The sequence below is a fragment of the Kitasatospora sp. NBC_01302 genome (assembly GCF_035976515.1).
GTDB lineage: Bacteria > Actinomycetota > Actinomycetes > Streptomycetales > Streptomycetaceae > Kitasatospora.
In genome coordinates this window covers 6,648,596-6,666,128 of sequence record NZ_CP108404.1, presented here as the reverse complement: position 1 = coordinate 6,666,128, position 17,533 = coordinate 6,648,596, and the positions used below count along the sequence as shown (strand labels likewise).

Genomic DNA, 17,533 nt, shown 5'->3' with positions numbered 1-17,533 from the left:
TTTGCCCGTGCCCGCCTTTGCCGATGCCTACCGGCACCGGGCCCCTCCACCAGTCGACCAGATCCTGACACCGGGGTTATCTCGTGAAAAAGCTCTCCGCACGACGGCGCCACCCACTGGCGGCGCTGGTCGTCCTACTCTTCGCCCTCGCGGCCATCGGGGGGCTGTACGCCGAGTTCGCGCCCGCCGAGAACGCGCAGGCCGACAGCTCCGCGCAGTCGCTCGCGATCGATGAGGGCAAGCGGCTCTTCGCCGTGGGCTGCTCCTCGTGCCACGGCCTCAACGGCGAGGGCAGCAGCACCGGCCCCAGCCTGGTGGGCGTGGGCTCCGCCGCCGTCGACTTCCAGGTCGGCACCGGCCGCATGCCCGCCCAGCAGCCGGGTGCGCAGATCCCGAAGAAGAAGAACATCTACAGCCAGAGCGACATCGACGCGATGGCCGCCTTCGTCGCCTCGCTGGGCCCCGGCCCGGTGACGCCGACCAAGGACCAGTACACCTCCACCGAGACGGACGCGATCTCCAAGGGTGGCGAGCTGTTCCGGACGAACTGCTCGCAGTGCCACAACTTCGCCGGTGCCGGCGGTGCCCTGACGCAGGGTAAGTTCGCGCCCTCGCTGGAGAACGTCGACCCGAAGCACATCTACGAGGCCATGCAGACCGGCCCGCAGAACATGCCCTCCTTCCCCGACACCACCATGCCGGAGAAGCAGAAGCAGGAGATCGTGGCCTTCGTCCGCTACCAGGCGAACGAGGCGCCCAACCCCGGTGGTCTCTCGCTCGGCAGCCTCGGTCCGGTGACCGAGGGTCTGTTCGGCTGGATCTTCGGTCTCGGTGTCCTGATCGCGATCGCGATCTGGGTCGCCGCTCACACCACCAAGGCCAAGAAGTCATGAGCCACGACATGTCAGACGACAAGCTGCCGCAGGCGCACGCCGCCGGCGAAGGGCACGGCGAAGCCGCCGTTGCCGACAACCCGTTCGCGGACCCGGGGCTGCCGCCCCACGAGCCGCGGCGGACCGACATCGACGAGCGGGCCGCCAAGCGGGCCGAGCGCCAGGTGTCGCTGCTCTTCATCGTCTCGATGCTGGCGACCGTCGGTTTCATCGCCAGCTACGTCAGCATCGACGCCGACCGGATCGTCTACATCTTCCCGCTGGGCCACATCAGCGCGCTGAACTTCGCGCTCGGTATGACCCTGGGTGTGGCGCTGTTCTGCATCGGCGCGGGCGCGGTCCACTGGGCCCGCACCCTGATGTCGGACGTCGAGCTGCCGGCCGAGCGCCACGCGATCGAGGCCGACGACGAGACCCGCGCGGACGTCATCGAGCAGTTCAAGACCGGCGCCGCCGAGTCCGGCTTCGGCCGCCGCAAGATGATCCGCAACACCCTGATCGGGTCCATGGCCCTGGTGCCGCTCTCCGGCGTGATGCTGCTGCGCGACCTCGGCCCGCTGCCCGAGAAGAAGCTCGACGTCACGGGTTGGAACGAGGCCACGCCGAACGCTCCGATCCGGCTGGTCAACATGAACACCAACGAGCCGATGAAGGCCGAGGACATCGCGGTCGGCTCGCTGACGTTCGCCAAGCCCGGCCCGTCCGCGCTGCGTCCGGCCGGTCTGCAGGAGTCCGACGAGGACTTCCAGGAGGCCATCGCCAAGGACGCGCTGATGCTGATCCGCATCCAGCCGAACGACATCAAGGACGCCGACTCGGCCGCCCTGGGCTTCGAGGGTGTGCTGGCGTACTCCAAGATCTGCACCCACGTCGGTTGCCCGATCTCGCTGTACGAGCAGCAGACCCACCACGCGCTCTGCCCCTGCCACCAGTCGACCTTCGACCTGTCGGACGGCGCGCGCGTTATCTTCGGCCCGGCCGGGCACCCCCTGCCGCAGCTGAAGATCGTCACCGATGCCTCCGGCTACCTGGTAGCCCCCGGCGGCTTCGAGCACCCCGTCGGTCCGAGCTTCTGGGAGCGCAGCGAATGAGTTCCGCGTCGACTAGCGCGAAGCAGGCCGCACCGGCCAGCACGCGCGACAAGCCCGCCAACAAGGCGGAGGCCGCAGCCGACTGGGTGGACGGCCGGCTGGGGATCTACTCCCTGGCCAAGGCCAACCTGCGGAAGATCTTCCCGGACCACTGGTCCTTCATGCTCGGTGAGATCTGCCTCTACAGCTTCATCATCATCATCCTGACGGGCGTCTACCTGACGCTCTTCTTCAAGCCCAGCATGGGCGAGGTCATCTACAACGGCTCGTACTCGCCGTTGGACGGCATCCGGGTCTCGGAGGCCTACGCCTCCACGCTGAACATCAGCTTCGAGGTCCGCGGCGGTCTGCTGATCCGGCAGATCCACCACTGGGCCGCGATCGTGTTCGTCGCCGCGATGTTCGTGCACATGATGCGCGTCTTCTTCACCGGCGCGTTCCGCAAGCCCCGCGAGATCAACTGGCTGTTCGGCTTCCTGCTGCTCTTCCTGGGCTTCTTCGACGGCTTCCTCGGGTACTCGCTCCCCGACGACCTGCTCTCCGGCACCGGTATCCGGTTCATGGAGGGCGCCATCCTGGCCGTCCCGCTGGTCGGTACCTACATCTCGTTCTTCCTGTTCGGCGGGGAGTTCCCGGGGACCGACATCGTGCCGCGGTTCTTCACGATCCACGTGCTGCTGATCCCGGGCATCATGCTCGGCCTGCTGGTGGCGCACCTGATCCTGGTCTTCTACCACAAGCACACCCAGTGGGCGGGCCCGGGCAAGACCGAGAAGAACGTGGTCGGCATGCCGCTCATGCCGGTCTACATGGCCAAGGCCGGCGGTTTCTTCTTCCTCGTCTTCGGCATCATCGCGGCGATGTCCGCGATCGCCTCGGTCAACCCGGTCTGGGCCTACGGCCCGTACCGTCCGGACCAGGTCTCCACCGACGCCCAGCCCGACTGGTACATGGGCTTCGCCGAGGGTCTGATCCGTGTCATGCCGGGCTGGGAGATCCGGGCCTGGGGCCACACCCTGAACCTGGGTGTCTTCATCCCGCTGATGCTCTTCCCGCTGGTGCTGGCCGCCATCGCCGTCTACCCCTTCATCGAGGGCTGGATCACCGGCGACAAGCGCGAGCACCACATCCTGGACCGCCCGCGCAACGCCCCGGTGCGTACCGCGCTGGGTGCCGCCTGGATCAGCCTCTACCTGGTGCTGCTCTCCGGCGGTGGCAACGACCTGATCGCCACGCACTTCCACCTGTCGCTGAACGACATCACGTACTTCGTGCGGATCGGTTCGTTCGTCGTCCCGGTGGTGGTCTTCTTCGTGACCAAGCGCTGGTGCCTGGGCCTGCAGCGCCGGGACAAGGAGAAGGTGCTGCACGGTCGCGAGACCGGCGTCATCAAGCGGCTGCCGCACGGTGAGTTCATCGAGGTGCACGCCCAGCTCCCGCAGGGCACGCTCCACACGCTCACCTCGCACGAGCAGTACGAGCCGGTCGAGCTGCCGGCCGAGGTCGACGAGAACGGTGTCGCCCGCAAGGTCGGCCTGGCGACCAAGACCCGCGCCAAGCTCTCCGAGGGCTACTTCGGCGAGGGCAACCAGATCCCCAAGCCGACTCCCGAGGAGCACAAGGAGATCACCAGCGGCCACGGCCACCACTGATCCCCTGCTCTGACAACGCGTCAGCCACCTGAGGGCCCCGACCGGCGCTGCCGGTCGGGGCCCTTGGCGTGGGGGCGGCACAATGGGTGACGCACCATCAGCCCAGGAGAACCGAGGAGACCCGCCCCGTGCAGGTGAGCATCGACCACGCCGTCGCCACACCGCCCTACGAGCAGCTGCGCGCGCAGATCGCCGAGCAGGCCAGGACCGGTGTGCTGGCGGCCGGGCTGCGGCTGCCCACCGTGCGCGCGCTGGCCGAGCAGCTGGGGCTGGCCGCCAACACGGTGGCGCGCGCGTACCGGGAGCTGGAGGCGGACGGCGTGGTGGAGACGCACGGCCGCCGCGGCACCCTGGTGGCCGCCACCGGGGACACCGCGCACCGGCTGGCCGCCGACGCCGCCACCGAGTACGCCGCCCGGGCCCACCGCCTGGGCGTCACGCGGGACGAGGCCCAGGCGGCCGTGTACGGCGCGCTGGACCTCGTCTACGGGGCATCGTCGTCCGGGTCGTCCTGACCCGCCCAGGGGGACGCCGGCGGCTCAGACCTGGGGGCGCAGGGTGGCCGCCGCCTTCGGCACCGGGGGCGTGGCCACGGTGTTCAGCGGCCGGCCCATCGCACTGCCCTTGAGCCAGTCGTCCCAGCTCAGGTTCCAGTCGCCGAAGCCGTTGCCGAACGGCTCCATGTCGTGGCCCCTGCTGTTGACCACCTCGACGATGTCGCCCACCCGGACCTGGTTGTAGAACCACCTGGCGTTGTCGGTACTCATGCCGGTGCAGCCGTGGCTGACGTTCTCCACGCCCTGCGAGGCCACCGACCAGGGCGCCGCGTGCACGTACTCCCCGCTCCAGGTCACCCGGGTGGCCCACTCGACCTTGAGGTCGTAGGCCTCGCTGCTGCCCTTGGCGATGCCGATGGTCTCGCTGCTCATCTGCACCTCCCGCTCCTGGCCGAGCACCACCTTGATGCCGTTGCGGGTGTCGAAGCCCGGCTTGCCGGTGGTCACCGGGATGGTGTTGACCACCTCGCCGTTGCGCTTGAAGGTGAGCTCGTCGCTGGCCGCGTCGACCACCGCCTCCACCCGGTCGCCGGTGCTGAACGAGACGCTGGCGGTGGGGCCGCCGTACAGCCCGCCGTCGATCTGCCGGCCGTCGGCGTCGTAGGTCAGCTTGACCTTGGTGTTGGCCGGCCAGTAGTCCTTCGGCCGGAAGTGCAGGTTCTTGCCGTCGACCCAGTACCAGCCGCCGGTCACCGCCGGTTCGGAGACCACGGTGAGCGCGCTCTCCACCTGCCGCCGGGCGGCCGGGTCCTTGACCTCCTCGGAGAGCTTCACCGTGAGCGGCTCGCCGACGCCGTAGACCTGCCGGCCGAGGTCGGGGCCCAGGGTCGCGTTGAGCAGCCGGTCGGCGGGCTTGGTGGTGAAGTCCTGGGTGGTCTCGCCCCGGCCGCCCTCCGCGTCCACGGCGGCGATCCGTGCCGTGTAGTGGGTGGCGGGCGCCAGCGGGGTGGCGCTGTGCCAGGTGCGCCCGTCGGGGTCCAGGCTCCCGGCCAGCACGCGCCCGTCCGGGCCGCTGAGCGTGACGTCGGTGACCCGGTCGCCGCTGTCCGCGCTGACCGTGAACGGCTTGCCGGGTTCGGCACCCGCCCCGGCCGAGCTGTGCACCAGGTGGGCGGCGTCGACCACCCGCGGCGGGCCGCCGCTGCTCGCCGAGCCGCCGGCCGAACAGGCCGTGAGCGGGCCGAGCACCAGGGGGGTGACGGCCAACAACCAGAGGGCTGCCCGGCCAGCGAACCTGACCTTCGGGCTCTGCCCCCCTACCGCGCATCTGCGGGCCACCGGAGCCTCCTGGGGTTCGGATGATGCATCAGATGGTAGGAACATCACCGCATCTGAACGGCCCGCCCGCACCCCACTGAGCCCGGGCGGGTGACGGCAGCACCCGCCCGGACCAACAGAAGAGGCGCCCGGTCGCCCCGGGCGCGAAACGAAACGGCGGGCCCCCTCCGAGGAGGGAGCCCGCCGTGTGCGTGCCGAGACCTGGAACCTACTGGTTCTGGTTCTCGCCGCGGTAGAACTCGAAGACCCAGCCGAACAGGCCGATCATGATCATCGGAGCGGCCCAGAACATCAGCCACCAGCCGAAGATGACACCGCAGAACGCGAGCGCGCCACCGATGGCCAGCGACAGCGGCTGCCAGCTGTGCGGGGCGAAGAAGCCCATCTCACCGGCGTCGTCCGAGACCTCGGCCTCGGGGTTGTCACCGGCGCCCAGGTCCACCCGGCGGGCGGTGAAGCCCAGGTAGAAGGCGATGAAGGCGCACAGGCCGAAGGCCAGGAAGAGCGCGGTGGTACCGGCCGCCTCCGTGCCGTGGGAGCTGTGCGTGGTCCACACGCCGTAGACCACTGCCATGATCAGAATGAAGGCGGCGAAGCCCGCGAAGATCTTGCCCTGCTCCTTCATCAGGCGTCGCCCTCCTTCTTGCCCTTGCTCAGCTGCGGGTTGTCGTACTCGGCCGGGACGACGCCCTCCAGGTGCTTGGCCAGGTGGCCGTGCAGCTCCAGGTAGTCGAGCGCGGCGATGTCCGGGTGGTGCAGGTCGAACGCCGGGGATTCGGAGCGGATCCGCGGCAGGGTGAGGAAGTTGTGCCGCGGCGGCGGGCACGAGGTGGCCCACTCCAGCGAGCGGCCGTAACCCCACGGGTCGTCGACCTCGACCTTCTCGCCGTACTTGGCGGTCTTCCAGACGTTGTAGAGGAACGGCAGGATCGACATGCCCAGCAGGAAGGAGCCGATGGACGAGACCACGTTCAGCGTGGTGAAGCCGTCCGACGCCAGGTAGGTGGCGTAGCGACGCGGCATGCCCTCGGCACCCAGCCAGTGCTGCACCAGGAAGGTGGTGTGGAAGCCGATGAACAGCGTCCAGAAGGTGATCTTGCCGAGGCGCTCGTCCAGCATCTTGCCGGTCATCTTCGGCCACCAGAAGTGGAAGCCGGCGAACATCGCGAAGACGACGGTGCCGAAGACCACGTAGTGGAAGTGGGCGACGACGAAGTACGAGTCCGAGACGTGGAAGTCGATCGGCGGGGAGGCGAGCAGCACACCGGTCAGACCGCCGAAGAGGAAGGTGACCAGGAAGCCGACCGTCCAGAGCATCGGGGTCTCGAAGCTCAGCGAGCCCTTCCACATGGTGCCGACCCAGTTGAAGAACTTCACACCGGTGGGGACCGCGATCAGGAAGGTCATGAAGGAGAAGAACGGCAGCAGGACCTGCCCGGTGACGTACATGTGGTGGGCCCACACCGTCACGGAGAGACCGGCGATGCCGATGGTGGCCGCGATCAGACCCGAGTAGCCGAACATCGGCTTGCGGGAGAAGACCGGGATGATCTCCGAGATGATGCCGAAGAACGGCAGCGCGATGATGTACACCTCTGGGTGGCCGAAGAACCAGAAGAGGTGTTGCCAGAGCAGTGCTCCACCGTTGTTCGGGTCGAAGATATGTGCCCCGAATTTACGGTCGACTTCCAGCGCGAAGAGCGCGGCGGCGAGCACCGGGAAGGCCAGCAGCACCAGCACCGAGGTGAGCAGGACGTTCCACACGAAGATGGACATCCGGAACATCGTCATGCCAGGGGCGCGCATGCAGATGACGGTGGTGATGAAGTTGACCGCGCCGAGGATGGTGCCGAAGCCGGAGAAGGCCAGACCCATGATCCACATGTCGGCGCCGACACCCGGCGAGCGGACCGCGTCCGACAGCGGCGAGTAGGCGAACCAACCGAAGTCGGCCGCGCCCTGCGGGGTGAGGAAGCCGCCGACCGCGATGGTCGAGCCGAACAGGTACAGCCAGTAGGCGAACATGTTCAGTCGCGGGAAGGCGACGTCCGGTGCGCCGATCTGCAGCGGCATGATCCAGTTGGTGAAACCGGCGAACAGCGGCGTCGCGAACATCAGCAGCATGATCGTGCCGTGCATCGTGAACGCCTGGTTGAACTGCTCGTTCGACAGGATCTTGCCGTCCGGCTGCGCCAGCTGGGCGCGCATGACGAGCGCCAGGATGCCACCGATCAGGAAGAACGCGAACGAGGTACCGAGGTACAGCGTCCCGATCGTCTTGTGGTCGGTGGTGGTCAGCCACTTGATGATGGTGGCGCCCGGCTTGCGGGTGCGCGGGGCCGCGCCGGCCCTGGCGGTGCCCCCAGGTGCCCCGCCGGCCGCGGCGGGTTCGTTGAGGATCGTCACTTCGTTTCACTTCCCATGCTCGTGATGCCCGAAGGCACCGCGCCGGCCTGGCCGCTGGCCCGCAGCTGCTGCAGGTGCTTCACGTAGTCGTCATGGCTGACGACCTTCACCTTGAAGAGCATCCGGGAGTGGTCCACACCGCAGAGTTCCGCACACTTGCCGTCGTACTCGCCGATGACGGTGGGCGTGACCTCGAACTTGTTCACCACGCCCGGCACGACGTCCATCTTCATCATGAAGTTGACGGGCCAGAAGTCGTGGATCACGTCACGGGAGGTCAACCGGAACTGGACCGACTCGTCGACCGGCAGCCACAGCGTCGGGATCTGGCTGGGGGTGCCCACGTCGTACGCGGCGGTCTGGCTGGTCGGGTCCGGGGTCTCGGTGTTCTCGTAGTTGAACGCCCAGCTCCACTGGAAGCCCACCACGTTGACGTAGTGCTGCGGCTTGGCGGAGACCTGGGTCAGCTTCGCCTCGTCGCGCGCGACGAAGTAGAAGAGGACCGAGACGATAACGATGGGGACCGCGGTGTAGAGCGCCTCGATGGGCACGTTGTACCGGGTCTGCGGAGGGATCTCGATGCCGGTGCGGCTGCGGCGGTGGAAGATCACACTCCAGATGATCAGACCCCACATCAGTACGCCGACCACCAGCGCCGCGATCCAGGACCCCTGCCACATCTGAAGGACGAGGTGTCCAGTCGTGGTCACAGGGCTGGGGAGGCCAAGCCTGGGCAGGTCATTGGCCGAGCAGCCGGTAGCGGTCGCGATGACGAGGCCCAGTGCCAGCGCCTGAGGCAGCTTCCGCCGCATCGTGCGCCGCGGCGAGCGGTCGGAGCCGTTGGGACTCACGTAGCGCCTTCCCGAAGTCTCGCCCGCGATCGCGCCGCCCCCGGGAGTACTGTGAGCCTCCCCGGCGACCCGTCCACGGGCACGGTTTGAATGCTTATGCGGGCCAAACCCTACTCCAGCCTTATGCGGACCTGACGAGCAGGTCCCGGTAACGCGCCGCCCCGCTACCCGATCAGCCCCGGCAGGCGTGGATTCGCAGGTCATGGTGGACTTTCGGGCTCCGTACACCCGATCGGGGGACGGCCATACGACGACCGGGTGACGGTCCGTCGGGCGCGGACGAAGCGGACAAAATGCCGCCCCGCGGGGTGATCGGCTGACGGGGCGTGAGGCCCCGGTACGGTGTCGGGCATGCCGTCGACCGAGCCCCTGTATTTCGATGTGGCCTCCACCGCCCCGCTGCACCCCGTGGCCCGGCAGGCGCTGACCGCCGCGCTGGACGAGGGCTGGGGCGATCCGGCCCGGCTCTACCGCTCGGGCCGGCAGGCCCGGCTGCTGCTGGACGCGGCCCGGGAGACGGTGGCCGAGCTGATCGGCGCCCGCCCCGACGAGGTCTCCTTCACCGGCAGCGGGACCCAGGCGGTGCAGCTGGGCATGCTCGGCGCGCTGCGCGGGCGGCGCCGGACAGGCCGTCACCTGGTGCACTCGGCCGTGGAGCACTCCAGCGTGCTGCACACCGCCGAGGGCCACGCGGCCGAGGGCGGCGAGGTCTCGGTGGTCCCGGTGGACCGCGGCGGGCGGGTGGCCGCCGATCGCTTCGCCGCCGCGGTGCGGCCGGACACCGCGCTGGCGGTGCTGCAGTCGGCCAACCACGAGGTCGGCACGGTGCAGCCGGTGGCCGAGGTGGCCGAACTGCTGCGCGCCTCGCCCGGCGAGGTGCCGCTGCTGGTGGACGCCGCGCAGAGCATCGGGCGGCTCCCGGCGCCCGCGGGCTGGTCGCTGCTGACGGCCAGCGCGCACAAGTGGGGCGGCCCGGCCGGGGTCGGGGTGCTCGCGGTGCGCAAGGGCGTCAGGTTCCGCTCCGCACTGCCCGCCGACGAGCGGGAGAGCGGACGGGTGCCGGGCTACGTCAACGTGCCGGCCATCGTGGCGGCCGCCGCCGCGCTGCGCGCGGTGCGGGCCGAGGCCGCGGCCGAGAACGACCGGCTGCACGCGCTGGTGGAGCGGATCAGGACCCGGGTGCCGCAGCTGGTGCCGGAGGTCGAGGTGGTCGGCGATCCGGTGCGCCGGCTGCCGCACCTGGTCACCTTCTCCTGCCTCTACGTGGACGGCGAGGTGCTGCTGACCGAGCTGGACCGGGCGGGCATCGCGGTCTCCTCGGGTTCCTCCTGCACCTCCAGCACCTTGACCCCCAGTCACGTGCTGGCCGCGATGGGCGTGCTGACCGAGGGCAACGTGCGACTCTCGCTGCCGACCGGGACGACCGGGGCCCAGGTGGACCGCTTCCTCGCGGTGCTGCCCGAGGTGGTCGCCGCCGTACGGGCGCCGCTGGGGCTGGACCTGGCGGTGCCGGCCGCCGATGCGCCCGCGGAGCTGGTCGTCGACGCACTGGGCAAGCGCTGCCCGCTGCCGGTGATCGAGCTGGCCAAGCGGATCGGCGAGGTGCCGCCCGGCGGCCTGGTGGTGGTGCTGGCCGACGACGAGGCCGCCCGGCTCGACATCCCGGCCTGGTGCGACATGCGCGAACAGACGTACGAAGGCGAAGCCCCGGCCAGCGCCTACGGGGCGGACCGGGGCTTCGCCTACCGGGTGCGGCGGGTCGGCTGACCCGCCGCCGGCCCGGCGGCCGGTGGAGCTCAGGCGAGCTTGGCGCGCACCTCGGCCGCGGCGGCCTCGCCGTAGGCGGCGGCGAAGCGCTCCAGGAAGTGGCCGGTGCGCAGCTCGTACTCCTGGGTGCCGACGGTCTCGATCACCAGGGTGGCCAGCGCGCAGCCGATCTGGGCGGCCCGCTCCAGGCCCAGGTCCCAGGACAGGCCCGCCAGGAAGCCGGCCCGGAAGCCGTCACCGACGCCGGTCGGGTCGGCCTTCTTCAGCTCGGGGACGCACCCGACGGTCAGCGACGGCTCGCCCTTGCGGTCGATCCGCACGCCCTTGCTGCCCAGCGTGGTGACCCGGATGCCGACCCGGTCCAGCACCTCGGCGGCCGACCAGCCGGTCTTCGACTCGATCAGCCCGGCCTCGTACTCGTTGGTGAACAGGTAGGCGGCGCCGTCCACGATCTCGCGGATGTCGTCGCCGTCCAGCCGGGCCAGCTGCTGCGAGGGGTCGGCGGCGAAGGCGTAGCCGCGGGTGCGGCACTCCTGGGTGTGGCGGATCATCGCCTGCGGGTCGTCCGCGCCGATCAGCACCAGGTCCAGGCCGCCGACCCGGTCGGCCACCGGCTTCAGCTCGATGTTGCGCGCCTCGGCCATCGCGCCGGTGTAGAACGAGGCGATCTGGTTGTGGTCCTCGTCCGTGGTGCACATGAAGCGGGCGGTGTGCCGCGTCTGCGAGATGTGCACCGACTCGGTGTCCACGTTGTGCCGCTCCAGCCAGGCCCGGTACTCCTCGAAGTCCGCGCCGGCCGCGCCCACCAGCACCGGGCGCAGCCCGAGCAGGCCCATGCCGAAGGTGATGTTCGGGGCGACCCCGCCGCGACGGATGTCCAGGGTGTCGACCAGGAAGGAGAGCGATACCGCGTGCAGACGGTCGGCGACCAGCTGGTCCGTGATACGACCCGGAAAGGTCATCAGATGGTCGGTGGCGATCGAACCGGCGACGGCGATGCGCACGACTGGGCTCCTCGGTTGGGGGCGGCAGGTGAACCCCCTTACGGTACCCGGCAGCACCACGGTCAAAGGTCGTAACGGCCGCGCTCCCGTCCGGGGGACTACCTGTGGGTAGGTATGGCCCGATTCGCGGCGGCGGCCTAGGGTCGCGAACGTGAGGCTCGTCATACGCCTCCCGCCCGCGCGCGACCGGGCCCAGGCCGCGTGTCCAAGCGCCCCCGTGGATCGGAAGTCACCGATGCTTGCCAGCCACTCCCCCGTCCAGGCCCGCCGAGTACGACAGGGCGAGGCCGATGGCCTCCTGGGCGAGGCGGACACCGACACCCTCGACGAGCTGGTGGACTCCTCGCGCCGGCTCGGCGCCTTCTGGCCGTTGCTGGCCGGGGGCGAGGAGCCCGGCGGCGCACCGGGCGGACCGATCACGGTGCCCGCCCGCACCCGCGCGCTGGTCGCGGGGATGGCCGAGTACGGGGTCTAGGACAGGCCCCAGCCGCCCCCTCCTCTCCTCCTGACCCGTCCGCGTCAGCCCAGCGGAACCGGATCCCGCCGTGCCACGTCACATCCGCGCAGCCAACGCTGCCGTAGGGATCCGCAGACCTCTGGAGGACGTCGCACCATGGACGAGAACACCACCGCCGAGCAGCTCCACCACCGCGCGGCGCCCCGCTCGAACGGGCCGCTCGGGCGCCGGCGGCGGAGTCTGGCAGCCGCCGCCCTGCTGCTCTCGCTCGCCGCGACGGTCAGTGCCTGCAACAGCGACGGGAGCGCCAAGAACACCGCTGCCGCGAGCAGCACCGGCGCGTCGGCGACCGGGTCGCCCAGCGGTTCCGCCAGTGGCTCCGCCAGCCCGACGCCCTCCGCCGGCGGCTCGGCCGGCGCTGGTACGACCACGGCGCCCGGTTCGGCCCAGCCCAGCGCCCCGGCCGGCAACCCGACGCCCAGCGCGCCCATCAAGTCGGCCCCGGGCACCCCGGCCCCCGCCCAGCCGACCACGCCGGGCGGCGGCGCCCCGTCGCCCGTCACCCCGCTGCCGGTGGACCCGCAGGCGCAGCTGAAGCCGTCCAGCTACCTGGCCAAGGGCAACCAGCTGACGATCTTCTTCTTCGGCGGCGTCTGCGACAAGTACGGCCTGAAGGCGGACGAGAGCAAGGCGGGCCAGGTCACCGTGCAGGTGGTGATCACCCAGAAGCCGCCGGCCGGGCAGAACTGCCCGGACCTGGTCAAGCAGCAGGGCGTGACCACGGACCTCGCCCAGCCGCTGCAGGGCCGCACGGTGCTCTCCTCCACCGGGGCGGACGTGCCGCTGGAGTCGGCGCCCAACGGCGGCCCGGTCAGCGCGAGCAACTGACCGCGGGGGCGTACCGGCCCCGAACACGACGGCGGCGGCCGAACACGACGGCGGCGGCCCCGGAAGGACTCCGGGGCCGCCGCCGTCGTCAGGAACTAGCTGAACGAGTCGCCGCAGGCGCAGGAGCCGGTGGCGTTCGGGTTGTCGATGGTGAAGCCCTGCTTCTCGATCGTGTCCACGAAGTCCACCGTGGCACCGCCGAGGTAGGGGGCGCTCATCCGGTCGGTGACGACCTTGACGCCGTTGAAGTCCTTGACGACGTCGCCGTCGAGCGAGCGCTCGTCGAAGAAGAGCTGGTACCGCAGGCCGGAGCAGCCACCGGGCTGCACGGCGACGCGGAGCGCGAGGTCGTCGCGGCCTTCCTGATCCAGCAGGCCCTTCACCTTGGCCGCAGCGGCATCGGTAAGGAGCAGACCACTCTCGACGGTGGTCTCGTCCTGGACGGTCATCTGCTTACTCCCGGTCTATGACGACATACTGCCGCCAGTGCCAACCAGCGGCCGCCCGGATTGATTCCGGGCAGTGGGTCCGATCCGCGGACGGTGGTCCGCGCTCCGTCCATCCATGCTCGCACACCGCGCCCGGGGCGGTCACCGAGCGCTCGGCCGGGCGGAGCCCCGACGGTGCTGGTCGGATGCCCGCAAGCAGCCGCGGACAGCCACGGCGAACCGGGAAGATGGACGGATGATCCTGCGTCAGATCCGCGACAGCCGCGCGGACGCCGAGACCGTCCGACTGATCGCGGCCGAGGCCTTCGGCGCGCTGGGTGGCGCCGAGGGCACCGGGGCCGGGCCGGCGCCGACCCCGGCCCAGATCGCCCGGCACCAGGCGCGCACCAGGCACCTGGCCGGCACCGACCCGCAGGGCTGCTGGCTGGCCGAGCAGGACGGGCGGGCGATCGGCTTCGCGCTCTCGATGCGCCGCGAGGGCATGTGGATCCTCGCGCTGACCGCGGTGCTGCCCGAGTTCCAGGGCAAGGGGGTGGGCCGGCTGCTGCTGGAGCGGGCCGCCGAGCACGGCCGGGCCTGCCTGCGCGGCATGACCACCGTCTCCGCCGACCCGGCGGCCGCCCGCCGCTACCGCAAGGCCGGCTTCAGCCTGCACCCGACCATGCGGCTGACCGGCCCGGTCGACCGGGCCGGCCTGCTGGACCCCGGCAGCATCCCGGTGCACCCGGGCAACGCGACCCACCTGGAGCTGGTGGACTCGATCGACCGCCGGCTGCGCGGCACCGCCCACGGCCCGGACCACCGGCTGATGCTCGCGCACTACGACGAACTGCTGGTGGCCGACACCGTGTTCGGCAGCGGCTACTGCTACCGGCTGGGCGGCAGCGTCGAGCTGCTGGCGGCCACCTCGAAACGGCTGGCGGTGCGGCTGCTGCGCGAGGCGCTGGCCCGGGTGCCCGAGGACACCGGGGCCACGGTGGGGTTCCTCACCGCCGAGCAGGAGTGGGCGGTGGACGTCGGCCTGGAGCTGGGGCTGAGCCTGACGAACAGCGGCTGCCTCGCGCTGCGCGGGATGCGGCCGCCGGTGCCCTACCTGCCCAGCGGGGCCTTCCTGTGAGCGTCAGACCATCGTGTCCAGGATCTCCTGGACCATCTCCATCGTGGTGCCCGGGTGCAGGAAGGCGAACCGGGCGACCGTCTCGCCGTCCCAGCCGGTCGGGGTGACGAAGCCGATCTGGTCGGCGAGCAGCCGCTGCGACCAGGCGTAGTAGTCCTGCTCGGTCCAGCCGGTGCGGCGGAAGCAGACGGCGGACAGCTGCGGGTCGTGCAGCAGCTCCAGGTGCTCGGTGCGGCGAATCGTTTCCGCAGTCTCCCGGGCCAGCGTGAGGCCGGCCTCGATCGCGTCGGTGTAGGCCTGGGTGCCGTGCACCGCGAGCGAGAACCAGAGCGGCAGGCCACGGGCCCGGCGGGTCAGGTGGTAGGCGTAGTCGGTGGGGTTCCACTCGTCGCCCTCGTGGTGCAGCACGTCCAGGTAGCCCGCGTCCTGGGTGTGCACGGCCTTGGCCAGGCGCGGCTCGCGGTAGATCAGCGCGGCGCAGTCGAAGGGCGCGAAGAGCCACTTGTGCGGGTCGACCACGAAGGAGTCGGCGTGCTCGATGCCGTTGTAGCGCTCGCGCACCGAGGGGGCGAAGAGGCCCGCGCCGCCGTAGGCGCCGTCCACGTGGAACCACAGGCCGCGCTCGCGGGTCACCTCGGACAGGCCCTGCAGGTCGTCGATGATGCCCTCGTTGGTGGTGCCGGCGGTGCCGACCACCGCGATCACCGTCTCCGGGTTCGGGTCGGCCGCCAGGGCGGCGCGCAGCGCCTCGCCGGTGAAGCGGCGGTCCACGGTGGGGACCTTGAAGGCCTCGACGCCGATGATGTTGAAGGTGTTCTTGACCGAGGAGTGCACCTGGTCGGCCACCGCGACCCGCAGCCGGGCCTCCGGTCCGACGCCCAGCCTGCGGCGGGCCGCGTCGCGGGCCACCACCAGTGCGGAGAGGTTGCCCGCCGAGCCGCCCGAGACGAAGGTGCCGCCGGCCGTCTGCGGCAGCCCGGCCCGGTCGGCTATCAGGCGCAGCACCTGGTTCTCGGCCGCGATCGCGCCGGCCGCCTCCAGCCAGGAGATGCCCTGCAGCGAGGCGCAGGAGACCACCATGTCGAAGAGCAGCGCGGCCTTGGTCGGCGCGCACGGGATGAAGGAGAGGTAGCGCGGGCTGTCGGCGGAGATCACCGCGCGGGACAGCTCGTGGTCGTAGAGCTTGAGCACGTCGGCGGGGGCGTTGCCGCGCTCGTTCAGCAGGCCGGCCAGGTGGGCCCGCAGCTGCTCGCCGTCCCCGGGGTGGTCCAGCGGCACCGGGTCGTACTGCAGGCGCTCGCGCATGTAGCCGAAGACCAGGTCGACCAGGTCGTTGTCGGGCTGGTGCATGCGGTGCGGGACGGCTGCGGACACGGGGGGCTCCTCGGGCTCTGACTGCTCTGATCTTCGGCTCAGATCTGAAGATCAGCCTAGGCAGCGGAGCGGAGCGCCCGCGCGTCCGAATGCGCCGGTTCAGGCAGCTTTCGAGCGTGTTCGACCCGGGTCGCGCAGGATTCCTGCGCGGGCACCGGCGAGGGCTCCGGCTAGCCGATCAGCTGCGACAGCACCACCGAGCTGCGGCTGCGCTGCACGCCGGGCTCACGCCGGATCCGTTCGATGACGGCCTCCAGGTGCCGGGTGTCGGCGGCACGCAGATGGACGAGCGCGTCCGGGTCGCCGGTGACCGTCCAGGCGGCGACCACCTCGGCGAACTGGCGCAGGCTGGCCAGGATCTCCTCGGGAGCGGTGCGCTCGCGGCAGTAGATCTCCACGAAGGCCTCGGTCTGCCAGCCGAGCACCTCGGGGTCGAGCACCACGGTGAAGCCGCGCACCACGCCGCGCGAGCGCAGCCGGTCGATCCGGCGGCGCACGGCGGTGGCGGAGAGGTTGGCGAGCAGGCCGATCTCGGCGTACGAGGCCCGCCCGTCCCGGCCCAGGTGGGCCAGGAGCAGGCGATCGGTCTCGTCGAGCACGACGCCCCCGGACGCTCTGAATCGGTCGCTCTGCTCGCTCATGCGGTGCGGGGTCTCCAGGCTCGGGGCTGACAGGTGGGGGTGCCGTCAGGTGGGGCTACCGAACCATTCTCCCGGTCGCCGGTGATCAGTCCACCGGCGAGCCCGGTCAGGAAACCAGCAGCACGATCTTGCCCCGGGTCCGCCCCTCGGCGATCAGGAGCTGTGCGGAGGCGGCCTGGGCCAGCGGGAAGGTCGAGGCGACGGTGACGGTCAGCCGGCCGCTCTCGGCCAGCTCGCCCAGGGCCGCGAGGTCCGCGGCGTCCGGGCGCACGAAGACCAGCCGGCCGCCGACGGCCATCACCTCGGGGTCGACGATCGAGACGATCCTGGCCGGGTCCTTGACCAGCGCACGGGAGGACTCCAGCGCCTCCGCGCCGCCGACCAGGGCGAAGGCCGCGTCCACGCCGTCGGGCGCCAGCGCGCGCACCCGCTCCACCAGGCCCTCGCCGTAGCTCACCGGCTCGGCGCCCAGCGAGCGCAGGTAGTCGTGGTTGTGCGCGCTCGCGGTGCCGATCACCCGGGCGCCGCGGGCCACCGCGATCTGGGTGGCCAGGCCGCCGACCCCGCCGGCCGCCGCGTGGATCAGCAGCGTGTCGCCGGCGCCGACCGCCAGCGCGTGGACCAGGCCCTGGTAGGCGGTCAGCCCGGCCAGTGGGAGCCCGGCGGCCTGCGCCCAGCCGAGCGCGGCGGGCTTGCGCGCCAGGGTCCGCACCGGGGCCGCGACCAGCTCGGCGTAGGTGCCGTGCTGGATGGCGTCCTTGCGCACGTAGCCCATCACCTCGTCGCCGACCCGGTACTCGGTGACCGCGGCACCCACCCGCTCGACCACGCCGGCCACGTCCCAGCCCAGGATCAGCGGGAAGTGCGCGTCCATCACGGGCTCCAGGCGGCCCTCGCGGACCTGCCAGTCGACCGGGTTCACCCCTGCCGCCCTGACCCGGACCAGGACCGTGTCGGGAGCCACCTTGGGATCGGGCAGCTCGACGTACTCGACGACCTCGGGGCCGCCGTACCTGTTGATCGCGATTGCCTTCATGCCCCTAGGAAACACGCTCGTCCGCCGGATCGGCAGCTCCGCGCCGACGTTGCGTCAGGTCCACACGCAGGG

General features: G+C 70.9%; 17 protein-coding genes. 8 read left to right on the top strand and 9 right to left on the bottom strand.

All coding sequences use genetic code 11. The features are described from left to right. The first annotated feature begins 83 nt into the window (after positions 1–83). The 4 genes from qcrC (at position 84) to OG294_RS29260 (ending at position 4,151) form a co-directional block, all read left to right on the top strand. A complete protein-coding gene (qcrC, locus tag OG294_RS29275) occupies positions 84–893 on the top strand; it encodes a cytochrome bc1 complex diheme cytochrome c subunit (RefSeq protein ID WP_327069544.1) in 810 nt (269 codons plus the stop codon). Then, complete coding sequence (qcrA, locus tag OG294_RS29270) at positions 890–1,984, top strand: cytochrome bc1 complex Rieske iron-sulfur subunit (protein WP_442789240.1); 1,095 nt, start codon at positions 890–892, stop codon at positions 1,982–1,984. The genes qcrC and qcrA overlap by 4 nt, the downstream gene beginning before the upstream one ends. Then, entirely contained in the window at positions 1,981–3,636 is a 1,656-nt protein-coding gene (qcrB, locus tag OG294_RS29265; protein WP_327069542.1) for a cytochrome bc1 complex cytochrome b subunit, read from the top strand. The genes qcrA and qcrB overlap by 4 nt, the downstream gene beginning before the upstream one ends. Before the next feature lie 128 nt (positions 3,637–3,764). After that, positions 3,765–4,151: a GntR family transcriptional regulator gene (locus tag OG294_RS29260; RefSeq protein ID WP_327069541.1), complete on the top strand. Its 387-nt coding sequence runs from the start codon at positions 3,765–3,767 to the stop codon at positions 4,149–4,151. Positions 4,152–4,175: 24 nt separating this feature from the next. Here OG294_RS29260 and OG294_RS29255 read toward each other — a convergent pair whose 3' ends face one another. The 4 genes from OG294_RS29255 to ctaC all read right to left on the bottom strand — a co-directional run bounded on the left by OG294_RS29255 (position 4,176) and on the right by ctaC (position 8,728). Continuing rightward, on the bottom strand, positions 4,176–5,399 hold the full coding sequence (locus tag OG294_RS29255) for a L,D-transpeptidase (protein ID WP_327069540.1): 1,224 nt from the start codon (positions 5,397–5,399) through the stop codon (positions 4,176–4,178). A 280-nt stretch (positions 5,400–5,679) separates the two neighbouring features. Then, positions 5,680–6,096, bottom strand: coding sequence for a cytochrome c oxidase subunit 4 (locus OG294_RS29250; protein ID WP_327069539.1), 417 nt, complete (start codon positions 6,094–6,096; stop codon positions 5,680–5,682). After that, positions 6,096–7,877 carry an aa3-type cytochrome oxidase subunit I gene (gene ctaD / locus OG294_RS29245; RefSeq protein WP_327069538.1) on the bottom strand — a complete coding sequence of 594 codons (1,782 nt, stop codon included), beginning with the start codon at positions 7,875–7,877 and terminating at the stop codon, positions 6,096–6,098. Before ctaD ends, OG294_RS29250 begins: the two co-directional genes overlap by 1 nt. Further along, positions 7,874–8,728, bottom strand: coding sequence for an aa3-type cytochrome oxidase subunit II (gene ctaC, locus OG294_RS29240; protein ID WP_327069537.1), 855 nt, complete (start codon positions 8,726–8,728; stop codon positions 7,874–7,876). The genes ctaD and ctaC overlap by 4 nt, the downstream gene beginning before the upstream one ends. Positions 8,729–9,079: 351 nt before the next feature. Here ctaC and OG294_RS29235 point away from each other — a divergent pair, with 351 nt between their 5' ends. Further along, positions 9,080–10,495 carry a cysteine desulfurase/sulfurtransferase TusA family protein gene (locus tag OG294_RS29235; RefSeq protein ID WP_327069536.1) on the top strand — a complete coding sequence of 472 codons (1,416 nt, stop codon included), beginning with the start codon at positions 9,080–9,082 and terminating at the stop codon, positions 10,493–10,495. A 29-nt stretch (positions 10,496–10,524) separates the two neighbouring features. On the opposite strand, the gene OG294_RS29230 is transcribed toward OG294_RS29235, so the two are convergent. Continuing rightward, positions 10,525–11,499, bottom strand: a complete 975-nt coding sequence (locus OG294_RS29230; protein WP_327069535.1) for a carbohydrate kinase family protein — start codon at positions 11,497–11,499, stop codon at positions 10,525–10,527. A 235-nt stretch (positions 11,500–11,734) separates the two neighbouring features. Between OG294_RS29230 and OG294_RS29225 the strand changes: the two genes are divergently transcribed. Beyond that, entirely contained in the window at positions 11,735–11,974 is a 240-nt protein-coding gene (locus OG294_RS29225) for a hypothetical protein (RefSeq protein WP_327069534.1), read from the top strand. Between the two features lie 138 nt (positions 11,975–12,112). Next, positions 12,113–12,844: a hypothetical protein gene (locus OG294_RS29220; protein ID WP_327069533.1), complete on the top strand. Its 732-nt coding sequence runs from the start codon at positions 12,113–12,115 to the stop codon at positions 12,842–12,844. Positions 12,845–12,939: 95 nt separating this feature from the next. Here the strand turns inward: OG294_RS29220 and erpA are convergent, their stop codons facing one another. Further along, on the bottom strand, positions 12,940–13,293 hold the full coding sequence (gene erpA / locus OG294_RS29215; RefSeq protein WP_035850108.1) for an iron-sulfur cluster insertion protein ErpA: 354 nt from the start codon (positions 13,291–13,293) through the stop codon (positions 12,940–12,942). Positions 13,294–13,528: 235 nt separating this feature from the next. Between erpA and OG294_RS29210 the strand changes: the two genes are divergently transcribed. Next, positions 13,529–14,410 carry a GNAT family N-acetyltransferase gene (locus OG294_RS29210; protein WP_327069532.1) on the top strand — a complete coding sequence of 294 codons (882 nt, stop codon included), beginning with the start codon at positions 13,529–13,531 and terminating at the stop codon, positions 14,408–14,410. A gap of 3 nt (positions 14,411–14,413) precedes the next feature. On the opposite strand, the gene OG294_RS29205 is transcribed toward OG294_RS29210, so the two are convergent. The 3 genes from OG294_RS29205 to OG294_RS29195 all read right to left on the bottom strand — a co-directional run bounded on the left by OG294_RS29205 (position 14,414) and on the right by OG294_RS29195 (position 17,461). Further along, positions 14,414–15,784: a pyridoxal phosphate-dependent decarboxylase family protein gene (locus OG294_RS29205; RefSeq protein ID WP_327069531.1), complete on the bottom strand. Its 1,371-nt coding sequence runs from the start codon at positions 15,782–15,784 to the stop codon at positions 14,414–14,416. Positions 15,785–15,954: 170 nt separating this feature from the next. Further along, positions 15,955–16,425 carry an Lrp/AsnC family transcriptional regulator gene (locus tag OG294_RS29200; protein ID WP_391442861.1) on the bottom strand — a complete coding sequence of 157 codons (471 nt, stop codon included), beginning with the start codon at positions 16,423–16,425 and terminating at the stop codon, positions 15,955–15,957. Positions 16,426–16,531: 106 nt separating this feature from the next. Then, positions 16,532–17,461, bottom strand: a complete 930-nt coding sequence (locus OG294_RS29195) for an NADP-dependent oxidoreductase (protein WP_327069530.1) — start codon at positions 17,459–17,461, stop codon at positions 16,532–16,534. Positions 17,462–17,533: the final 72 nt, after the last annotated feature.

Bases quoted from the DNA above. Each gene is read 5' to 3' on its own strand.
- OG294_RS29220 (WP_327069533.1), top strand. From the start codon at position 12,113: ATGGACGAGAACACCACCGCCGAGCAGCTCCACCACCGCGCGGCGCCC.
- OG294_RS29195 (WP_327069530.1), bottom strand. From the start codon at position 17,461: ATGAAGGCAATCGCGATCAACAGGTACGGCGGCCCCGAGGTCGTCGAG.
- erpA (WP_035850108.1), bottom strand. From the start codon at position 13,293: ATGACCGTCCAGGACGAGACCACCGTCGAGAGTGGTCTGCTCCTTACC.
- OG294_RS29200 (WP_391442861.1), bottom strand. From the start codon at position 16,425: ATGAGCGAGCAGAGCGACCGATTCAGAGCGTCCGGGGGCGTCGTGCTC.
- OG294_RS29210 (WP_327069532.1), top strand. From the start codon at position 13,529: ATGATCCTGCGTCAGATCCGCGACAGCCGCGCGGACGCCGAGACCGTC.
- qcrB (WP_327069542.1), top strand. From the start codon at position 1,981: ATGAGTTCCGCGTCGACTAGCGCGAAGCAGGCCGCACCGGCCAGCACG.
- OG294_RS29250 (WP_327069539.1), bottom strand. From the start codon at position 6,096: ATGAAGGAGCAGGGCAAGATCTTCGCGGGCTTCGCCGCCTTCATTCTG.
- OG294_RS29235 (WP_327069536.1), top strand. From the start codon at position 9,080: ATGCCGTCGACCGAGCCCCTGTATTTCGATGTGGCCTCCACCGCCCCG.
- qcrA (WP_442789240.1), top strand. From the start codon at position 890: ATGAGCCACGACATGTCAGACGACAAGCTGCCGCAGGCGCACGCCGCC.
- OG294_RS29225 (WP_327069534.1), top strand. From the start codon at position 11,735: ATGCTTGCCAGCCACTCCCCCGTCCAGGCCCGCCGAGTACGACAGGGC.